Source organism: Streptomyces viridochromogenes, assembly GCF_001270495.1.
GTDB lineage: Bacteria > Actinomycetota > Actinomycetes > Streptomycetales > Streptomycetaceae > Streptomyces > Streptomyces viridochromogenes_A.
On sequence record NZ_LGUR01000237.1, the window covers coordinates 46,804 to 56,040 of the forward strand.

A 9,237-nucleotide genomic window follows, 5' to 3' on the forward strand; every position below is an offset into this window, starting at 1 on the left:
CGACGCACTGGCATGCTCTGTCCGGTCACCCGGCCTCACCGACTGTCACGGAACGGGATCCATGCCTGCGGAAGTCAGTAGCGCAAGCCCCGCCTCACCGCCCCTCACCGAGCGGCAGGAGGCCCGGCGCCGTCGCATCCTGCACGCCAGCGCGCAGCTCGCCAGCCGGGGTGGTTTCGACGCCGTACAGATGCGGGAGGTCGCGGAGACCTCCCAGGTGGCGCTGGGCACGCTGTACCGCTACTTCCCGTCCAAGGTGCATCTGCTGGTCGCCACGATGCAGGACCAGCTGGAGCACATGCACGGCACGCTGCGGAAGAAGCCGCCGCGGGGGGAGACGGCGGCGGAGCGGGTGGCGGAGACGCTGATGCGCGCGTTCCGTGCGCTGCAGCGCGAGCCGCATCTGGCGGACGCGATGGTCCGCGCCCTGACCTTCGCCGACCGCAGCGTCTCGCCCGAGGTCGACCAGGTCTCCCGGCAGACCACGGTGATCATCCTGGACTCGATGGGGCTGGAGAACCCGACGCCCGAGCAGCTCTCGGCGGTCCGCGTCATCGAGCACACCTGGCACTCGGCGCTGATCACCTGGCTGTCGGGCCGCGCCTCGATCGCCCAGGTGAAGATCGACATCGAGACGGTGTGCCGGCTGATCGACCTGACGGCGCCGGAGGCGCGGGCGTAGGCACGTGAACGACCTACGAGACGGGTTCCCTTCGCCGGTATTGCCCGGATCAGGTTCCAGGGGTCGCCTTCCGGCCTGACTGCTGCCTTCCGGCCTCTCAGCCCGGACCGTCGACGTCGGCCCCAGCGGAAACCGTCTGTCTCCTGCCAGAGTCGGCTACTCCGGTTCGAACTCCCTCACTCGTCCCGTAGGCCTACCTCCAGAATAGAACATCCACCCGGAAATGAACCCCCCAAAAGGGATTTTTCTGGCGTTATTCCTCCGGCGGGAACACCGGCTCCCCGCTCCCCAGCACCGTGATCACGATCGCCTCCACCGGGCAGCTCTCCGCCGCGGCCAGGATCGTCTCGTTGGCGTCGGTCTCCGGGTCGGCCGGGTGGGACTGGCGGGCGGTGTCGAGGCGGAAGCCGGCGGGGGCGTGGTGGACGCACTGGGCCGAGCCGATGCACACCGACCGGTCGACCTCGACGTGCCAGCGGTCGCCCATCCCCTACGCCTCCCAGCCCGCCGGGAGGTGGATCATCTTGTGCTCCAGATACTCGCCGAAGCCCTCGGGACCGAACTCCCGCCCCAGGCCCGAGTTCTTGTAGCCGCCGAACGGGCCCAGCATGTCCAGGCTGAAGGTGTTCACCGAGTACGTTCCGGTACGGACCTGGCGGGCGACCTCGATGCCGTGCCCGGTGTCGGCCGTCCAGACGCTGCCGCTCAGGCCGTAGTCGGAGTCGTTCGCGATCTTCACCGCCTCGGACTCGTCGCCGTACGGAAGCAGGCAGATGACGGGGCCGAAAATCTCCTCCCGGGCGATCCGCATGGAGTTGTCGACGTCCCCGAAGAGCGTCGGCTCGACGTACCAGCCCTTGTCCAGCCCGGCCGGCCGCCCGCCCCCCGTGAGGATCTTGGCGCCCTCCTCCTGGCCTATCCGGATGTAATCAAGGTTCCTGCGCTGCTGCCGCTGTGCCACCAGCGGGCCCACCTGGGTCGCCGGGTCCAGCGGGTCGCCGACCACCAGCGCGCCGGCCGCCGCGGCGAAGGCCTCGGCGAACTCGTCGTAGCGGGAGCGCGGGAGCAGGATGCGGGTCTGGGCCACGCACGCCTGGCCGTTGTTCATCCAGGCCGCGGGGACGACACCGGCGACCGTCGTCTCGACGTCCGCGTCCGGGAGGACCACGGCCGCCGACTTGCCGCCCAACTCCAGGGTCACGCGGGTGAGGTTGCGGGCCGCGACCTCCATCACGCGCTTGCCCGCCGCGACCGAGCCGGTGAAGGAGACCTTGTCGATCCCCGGGTGCCCGACCAGGTACTCACTCACCTCACGGTCCGCAGGCAGGATCGACAGCACGCCCTCCGGCAGCCCGGCGTCCTTCGCGATCTCGGCGAGGAGGTAGGCGTCGAGCGGCGACTCGGGCGACGGCTTCAGGACCACCGTGCAGCCGGTGAGCAGCGCGGGCGCGAGCTTGGCGGCGGCGACGAACTGCGGGACGTTCCAGGGGACGACGGCCGCCACGACGCCGACCGGCTCGCGCCGTACGAGGATCTTGCCGAGGACGCCGTCACGCGCCTCCTCGTACGTGAAGTTCCGCGCGACCGTGATCGCCGCGTCCCACACCATCATCGCGCCGAGCGCCTGCGCGAGGACGCTCCAGGAGTACGGGGAGCCGTTCTCGGCGGAGATCACGCGGGCGATCTCCTCGTGCCGTACGGCGATTCCGTCCTTGATCCGGGTGACGACCTCGATCCGCTCGTCGAGGCTCATCCGCGGCCAGGGCCCCTCGTCGAACGCCTTCCGCGCCACCGCGACCGCCCGGTCGACGTCGGCCGGGGAGGCGTGCGGCACGCGACCGATGACCTCTTCCGTGTGCGGCGAGACGACCTCGATGACGTCCTTGCCCAGGGGGTCGCTCAACTCCCCGCCGATGAACAGCTGTCCGTGTTCCACGAGCTCGGTCATGGCCGACTGCCTCCCCGGAGCGTGACTCTGACGATCCATCAGATACACCGAACTGATACCAGTTCCACCCGGAGGAGTCCACGGAGCGCACACACCTCGCCCCTACGCTGGGCCAGACGGTGAGGGGGCACGGGATGGCAGTGCGCGGGCGCGACTGGGCGGTGTTCGCCACGGCCATGGCGACGGCCGTCGGCGGCGCCGTATGGATGGCATCGGCCTGGGGCGAGGTGAAGCGCGAGAACGGCGTGTCCGTGCACCGGGAGACGAAGAGCCCGGAGGAGATCAGGAAGTTCTGGACGCCCGAGCGCGTCCGACAGGCCGAGCCCGCCGAGATGCCGGCCTGGGACCCGTGCGAGCACTTCCCTTCCCTGCTCTCGCCGGACTGCTGGTAGATGACTCGGGCCCCCATCGGAACCTGTTCTAGTTATAGTGAACCGGTCGGCCGGAACGTGTCGCGGCGATTGGGGAGCCCATGGCGCAGACTTACGACCACGGCGGCGGCGTCCGGTCCCTGCGGGTCCCCATCCCCGACAATCCGCTCGGCCACACCCTCGTGTACGTCGTCGACACCGACCGCGGCCCGGTCCTCATCGACACCGGCTGGGACGACCCGGCCTCCTGGGACACCCTCGCCGAGGGACTGGCGGCCTGCGGAACCGGGCCCGCCGACATCCATGGCGTGGTGATCACCCACCATCACCCCGACCACCACGGCCTGTCCGGCAAGGTGCGCGAGGCGTCCGGCGCCTGGATCGCGATGCACGCGGCGGACGCGGCGATCGTACGGCGCACCCGCACGACCCGACCCGAGCGCTGGTTCTCCTACATGGCGGCCAAGCTCACCGCGGCCGGCGCGCCCGACGCCCACGTGGCCCCGCTGCGCGCGGCCCGCCGCCCGAGCACCCTCCCCGGCTTCTCCCCCGCCGCCCCGGACCGCGAGATCGTCCCCGGCGAGCTCCTCGACCTCGCCGGCCGCCGCCTGCGCGCGATCTGGACCCCGGGTCACACCCCCGGCCATGTCTGCCTGCACCTGGAGGAGGAGCACCCGGCCCAACTCCCCGGCCACGGGCGCCTGTTCTCCGGTGACCACCTGCTCCCCGAGATCACCCCGCACATCGGCCTGTACGAGGACCCCGACGACACGACGGTCACTGACCCCCTCGGTGACTACCTGGCCTCGCTCGAACGCGTCGCCCACCTCGTCCCGGCCGAGGTCCTCCCCGCCCACCAGCACACGTTCACCGACGCCCCCGCCCGCGTACGGGAGTTGCTGGCCCACCACGAGTCCCGCCTGACCGACCTCCAGGTCCTCCTCGCCGAGCCCCTCACCCCCTGGCAGCTCGCGGAGCGCATGGAGTGGAACCGGCCCTGGGACCAGATCCCGTACGGATCAAGGAACATCGCGATCGCGGAGGCCGAGGCGCATCTGCGGCGACTGGTGAAGCTGGGGCGGGCGGAGGCGGTGGCGGGGAGCGAGCCGGTTGCGTACGTGGCCGTCCAATGACCTACGTGGTGTCGTCACCGACTTCGTCCACCGCCTCGACCTCGGCGAACCGTCCTCCGTCACCGAGCCGTTCACCGAGGACGGCACCTGGGAGTGGCCTGCGGGTGAGCGGCTCGTCGAGCGGCGGGACGTCCCCCGACTCCGCGACGGCGACCTCGTACTTCACGACGTACCGCGTCGAGGCCACGAGGGCGGCCTGGTCCCGCCGGGCCCTTTGGTCCAGGTGGGCCACTACGACGACACCTTCCGCAGGTCGCCGGACGGCGCCTGGCTCCTGTCCGCCCGGGTCCTCCACCTGGCCTTCGCCGGCCCGACCTCGCGCCTGCCCCGGTAGCCCGCCTAGGCCATGAACGACCGCACCAACTCCCCCGCCTCCCCGAGCACTTCGACCTCCCGCGCACTCATCGTCGGGTTGGCCGCGCGTCGGCGTCGGGCCTCCGTGAGGCCGTCCTCGGTGAGGCCGGACGGGTCGGTGAGGAGGGCGGCGAGCATCGCACGGGCGGGCGTGGCGAACCGCTCGCCGACCAGGGCCACCTGCGCGAGGATCACCGCGGACATGCCCCAGTCCAGGCCGGGGTCGCCCTCCTCCGCGTTGGCCCAGTCGATGACGTAGGGGCCGTCGGCGGTGAGCATCACGTTCTCCGGGTGGAGGTCCAGGTGGACCACCCGGCCGGGGACGGCGTGCAGTTGTCGGAGCAGGCGGGCCAGGGTCTGCCCGGCCTCGCGCGGGTCGGTCCGGCCCGCGACGAAGGCCGCCAGCATCGTCGGGCCGTACAGCCGCTCCATCACCAGCTCGGAGCGCGAGCAGTCGGCGAGCCGCACCCGGGGCACCGGGTAGCCGTGCGCGCGCAGCCGCTCCATCAGCTCGGCCTCGGCGCGTGCGTCGCTGTAGCCCTCCCGGTCGTGGCGCAGCACCCACGCCTCGTCGATCTCGTACACGTCGGACGCGCGCCCCGACCCGAGCAGCCGCCGCCCCGCGCTCCCCGCACTCCCCGTGATCCCCATGCGGCCGAACCTACCGCCGCTCACGGCCTCCCCCCAGCCGCTTCCCTACGGGCCGGTAGAGTGGCCGCGTCGTCATCACACCCGTACAGGGGGAAGCCGGTGCAAATCCGGCGCTGACCCGCAACCGTGAACCGGTCGTCGAACAGCCGGTGAGCCGGATCGCCCCGTACGGATTCGTGACCGGCTCACGTGCCCCGGCAGCCGGCCGGAGCACGGCACCGTCGAGGTATACGGAGCCGAGCCGCCCGGGGGTCTCCCCTGTGCTGCCCGGCCCCTTCAGGGAAGGGCATCCGCCGATCATGTACGTCCGCCGCAGCGCCGCGGTTCTGGCCGCCGTCACCGTGATCGGCACGGTCACGCCCGCCTTCGCCGCCGACTCGTCCCCGTCCGCGTCGCCGTCCGTGACGCTCCCCTCGGGCCTGTACGGCACGAGCGACCCGACCTACGACGGCGTCTGGCGCCAGTCCCTCGCGCTGATCGCGCAGCACCGGGTGGACGTACGGCCCGCCGCCACGGCGGTCGACTGGCTGGTCGGGCAGCAGTGCGCCAACGGGGCGTTCGCGGCGTTCCGCGCCGAGCCCGCCAAGGCGTGCGACGCGAAGACCATGGTCGACACCAACAGCACGGCCGCGGCGGTGCAGGCGCTGGCCGCGGCCGGCGGGCACGGCACCGAGATCGGCAAGGCGAAGACCTGGCTGAGGTCCGTGCAGAACAAGGACGGCGGCTGGGGCTACACGGCCGGCGGGGCCAGCGACGCCAACTCGACGTCCGTCGTGATCGGCGCGCTCAACTCCTCGGGCGGCCTGCACGCCCCGAATGTCCAGAAGGACGGCAAGTCGCCCTACGACGCCCTGGTGAAGCTGTCCCTGCCGTGTGCGGACGGGGGTGCCTTCGCCTACCAGCCGGACAAGAAGGGCAGGTTGTCGGCCAACGCGGACGCCACGGCGGCGGCCGTGGTCGCCGCTTCGGGCCAGGGCATGCTGACGACGCGGGCAGGCGACAAGGCGGCGGCCGACTGCGCCGACGGCTCCCGCCGCACCCCGGAGCAGGCCGCGGCCAACGGCGCCGCGTACCTCGGCAAGGCACTGGAGAAGGACGGCTACCTGAAGTCCGCCCTCGCCGGCGCCGAGGACCAGCCGCGGACGCGGTCGTCGCGCTCGCCGTGCAGGGTGGCGAGTCGGCCGCCCGCAAACCCCTGGAGTGGCTGGAGAAGAACGCCGCCACCTGGGCGAAGCAGAACGGCCCCGCCGCCTACGCCCAGCTGATCTTCGCCGCCCACGCCACCGGCACCGACCCGCGTGACTTCGGCGGCACGGACCTCGTCAAGCAGCTCAACGCGACGGGCCCGGCCCCGCAGTCGGCGGCGACCGCCTCCGAGCAGGAGAAGGACAAGGAGAAGAAGGAGAACGACGACAGCCCCTTCGGCGTCTGGTGGTACGTCGGCATCTTCCTCGTCGTCGGCATCGGCATCGGCTTCCTGCTCAGCGGCCGCAACAAGGGCAAGTGACCGTGCCCCGCCGCACTCTCGCCCTCCTCCTGGCCGCGCTCGTCGTCCTGACCGGCGCGGCCCAGGCGCAGGCGACCGGCTACCGCTACTGGTCCTTCTGGGACCGCGACGGCGACCGGTGGACCTACGCGACCCAGGGTCCCTCCCTCGCCCGCCCCTCCGACGGCGACGTCCAGGGCTTCCGCTTCGCGGTGAGCGAGGACTCGAAGGACGCGGCCCAGCCGGAGGGCGCCGCCGAGTTCGCCGTGATCTGCGCGCGGACGCCCGCGCAGGACGGCAAGAAGAGGGTGGCCCTGGTCATCGACTTCGGTACGGCGGCGGACGCCCCGTCGGGCGAGACGCCCCCGGCCCGCCGCGCCGCGTGCGCACGGGTGGCCCCGGACGCGACCACGGCACAGGCCCTGGCCTCGGTGGCCAAGCCCCTGCGGTACGACACGAACGCGCTGTTGTGCGCGATCGCGGGGTATCCGGAGAAGGGGTGCGGGGAGCAGGTGGCCGGGGGCGATGAATCGGCGGGCACCGAATCAGCGGCTTCCGAACCGCGGAAGGAACCATCGGACGACGGCCCGTCACTCGGACTGATCGCCGGGACAGCCGTGGTGACAGCGCTGGGCGCGGCAGCGTTCTGGCAGACACGGCGGCGCAGAAATGGCTAGCCATGGGGACATACGTCGGGGCCGACGCGCCGTGCACCCCGGCGCCTGGTGGCTCTGGGCACTCTCCCTCGGTGTCGCGGCCACCCGTACCACCAACCCCCTCCTGCTCGCCCTCCTCATCGCGACCTCGGCCTACGTGGTGGCGACTTGCCGCTCGAACGCCCCCTGGGCCCGCTCCTACGCCGCCTTCGTGAAGCTGGCCCTCGCCGTGCTGCTCATCCGGCTCTTCTTCGCCGTGGCCCTCGGCTCCCCCATCCCCGGCACGCACACGATCGTCACGCTCCCCGAAGTGCCGCTCCCCGACTGGGCCCAGGGCATCCGCCTGGGCGGCACGGTCACCGCCGAAGCGCTGGTCTTCGCCCTGTACGACGGCCTGAAACTCGCCACGCTCCTCGTCTGCGTGGGCGCGGCGAACGCCCTCGCCAACCCCGCCCGCCTGCTGAAGTCCCTCCCCGGCGCGCTGTACGAGATGGGCGTGGCGGTGGTCGTCGCCCTCACCTTCGCGCCCCACCTCATCGCCGACGCCCAGCGCCTGCGGGCCGCCCGCCGGCTGCGTGGCCGCCCCGACCGCGGCATCCGCGGCCTCCTGCACGTCGGGCTCCCGGTCCTGGAGGGCGCGCTGGAGCGCTCGGTCGCCCTCGCCGCCGCGATGGACGCGCGCGGATACGGCCGTACCGCACAGGTCCCCGCCCCCGTCCGCCGTACCACCACCGCCCTCACCCTCGGCGGCCTCCTGGGCGTCTGCGCCGGAACGTACGGCGTGCTCACCGCCCAGGGCACCGCCTACGGCCTCCCCGTCCTCCTCGCCGGCCTGACCGCCGCGCTGGCCGGGCTGTGGCTCGGGGGCCGCCGCACCCCGCGCACCCGCTACCGCCCCGACCCCTGGGACACCCGGGCCTGGCTGGTCGCCGCCTGCGGCATCACGGTCGCCGCGCTGCTCACCCTGGCCGCCTCCCGGAGCCCCGAGGCCCTGCACCCGGGCGTGGTCCCCCTGACCGCCCCGACCCTGCCCTTGTGGCCCTCGGCGGCCGTACTCCTGGGCCTCCTCCCCGCCTTCATCACCCCCAAGGAGCCGTCGTGATCCGCTTCGAGGACGTATCGGTGACCTATGACGGTGCCCTCCAGCCCACCGTCCAGGGCATCGACTTCGAGGTACCCGAAGGCGAACTCGTCCTCCTGGTCGGCCCGTCCGGCGTCGGCAAGTCCACCGTCCTCGGCGCCGTCAGCGGCCTCGTCCCGCACTTCACCGGCGGCACCCTGCGCGGCCGCGTCACGGTGGCCGGCCGGGACACCCGCACGCACAAGCCCCGCGAACTGGCCGACGTCATCGGCACGGTGGGCCAGGACCCGCTCTCCCACTTCGTCACGGACACGGTCGAGGACGAACTCGCCTACGGCATGGAGTCGCTGGGCCTCGCCCCCGACGTGATGCGCCGCCGCGTGGAGGAGACCCTGGACCTCCTCGGCCTCACCGACCTCCGCGACCGCCCCATCGCCACCCTCTCCGGCGGCCAGCAACAACGCGTCGCGATCGGCTCGGTCCTCACCCCCCACCCCGAGGTCCTCGTCCTCGACGAGCCCACCTCGGCCCTGGACCCGGCAGCCGCGGAAGAGGTCCTCGCGGTCCTCCAACGCCTGGTCCACGACCTGGGCACGACGGTCCTGATGGCCGAACACCGCCTGGAGCGGGTCATCCACTACGCCGACCAGGTCGTCCTGCTCCCCGCCCCGGGCGCCGCCCCCGTCCTGGGCACCCCGGCCGAGGTGATGGCGGTCTCCCCGGTCTACCCCCCGGTCGTCGGCCTCGGCCGCCTCACGGGGTGGACGCCCCCGCCCCTGACGGTCCGCGACGCACGGCGGCGGGCCGCGGGCCTACGGCAACAGCTTGAGGGGCGGGACACCAACGCCCTGAAGGGGCGAACGGCTGTACCGACG

The 9,237-nt window shown here is 72.6% G+C and carries 9 protein-coding genes and 2 pseudogenes; 8 read left to right on the plus strand and 3 right to left on the minus strand.

Annotated elements, in window-relative coordinates; all coding sequences use genetic code 11:
* Positions 1-61 precede the first annotated feature (61 nt).
* Positions 62-682, plus strand: a complete 621-nt coding sequence (locus ADK36_RS36630) for a TetR family transcriptional regulator (RefSeq protein ID WP_048586018.1) — start codon at positions 62-64, stop codon at positions 680-682.
* A gap of 253 nt (positions 683-935) precedes the next feature.
* Here the strand turns inward: ADK36_RS36630 and ADK36_RS36635 are convergent, their stop codons facing one another.
* Together ADK36_RS36635 and ADK36_RS36640 are read right to left on the minus strand one after the other, a co-directional pair.
* Positions 936-1,169, minus strand: a complete 234-nt coding sequence (locus ADK36_RS36635; protein WP_048586019.1) for a ferredoxin — start codon at positions 1,167-1,169, stop codon at positions 936-938.
* Between the two features lie 3 nt (positions 1,170-1,172).
* Positions 1,173-2,630 (minus strand): aldehyde dehydrogenase, encoded by a 1,458-nt coding sequence (locus ADK36_RS36640; RefSeq protein ID WP_048586020.1) that lies wholly within the window; start codon positions 2,628-2,630, stop codon positions 1,173-1,175.
* Positions 2,631-2,764: 134 nt separating this feature from the next.
* Between ADK36_RS36640 and ADK36_RS36645 the strand changes: the two genes are divergently transcribed.
* The 3 genes and pseudogenes from ADK36_RS36645 to ADK36_RS36655 all read left to right on the plus strand — a co-directional run bounded on the left by ADK36_RS36645 (position 2,765) and on the right by ADK36_RS36655 (position 4,468).
* A complete protein-coding gene (locus tag ADK36_RS36645; RefSeq protein ID WP_048586021.1) occupies positions 2,765-3,022 on the plus strand; it encodes a hypothetical protein in 258 nt (85 codons plus the stop codon).
* A gap of 80 nt (positions 3,023-3,102) precedes the next feature.
* The gene (locus ADK36_RS36650) at positions 3,103-4,134 is read left to right on the plus strand and encodes an MBL fold metallo-hydrolase (protein ID WP_053200664.1); all 1,032 of its coding nucleotides are present in this window, start codon (positions 3,103-3,105) and stop codon (positions 4,132-4,134) included.
* Positions 4,112-4,468: pseudogene (locus ADK36_RS36655) on the plus strand (nuclear transport factor 2 family protein). The gene ADK36_RS36650 and the pseudogene ADK36_RS36655 overlap by 23 nt, the downstream one beginning before the upstream one ends.
* 5 nt (positions 4,469-4,473) lie before the next feature.
* Here ADK36_RS36655 and ADK36_RS36660 read toward each other — a convergent pair.
* Entirely contained in the window at positions 4,474-5,139 is a 666-nt protein-coding gene (locus ADK36_RS36660) for a phosphotransferase (protein WP_048586023.1), read from the minus strand.
* 299 nt (positions 5,140-5,438) lie between these two features.
* Here ADK36_RS36660 and ADK36_RS36665 point away from each other — a divergent pair.
* From ADK36_RS36665 to ADK36_RS36680, 4 genes and pseudogenes are all read left to right on the plus strand, one after another.
* Positions 5,439-6,646 (plus strand): annotated as a pseudogene (locus ADK36_RS36665) (prenyltransferase/squalene oxidase repeat-containing protein).
* A 2-nt stretch (positions 6,647-6,648) separates the two neighbouring features.
* On the plus strand, positions 6,649-7,302 hold the full coding sequence (locus ADK36_RS36670) for an SCO2322 family protein (protein WP_048586032.1): 654 nt from the start codon (positions 6,649-6,651) through the stop codon (positions 7,300-7,302).
* Complete coding sequence (locus ADK36_RS36675) at positions 7,295-8,383, plus strand: energy-coupling factor transporter transmembrane component T (RefSeq protein ID WP_048586024.1); 1,089 nt, start codon at positions 7,295-7,297, stop codon at positions 8,381-8,383. Before ADK36_RS36670 ends, ADK36_RS36675 begins: the two co-directional genes overlap by 8 nt.
* Positions 8,380-9,237 (plus strand): ABC transporter ATP-binding protein (locus tag ADK36_RS36680; RefSeq protein ID WP_159391246.1); only part of this gene is annotated, 858 nt, incomplete at its 3' end. The genes ADK36_RS36675 and ADK36_RS36680, both read left to right, overlap by 4 nt.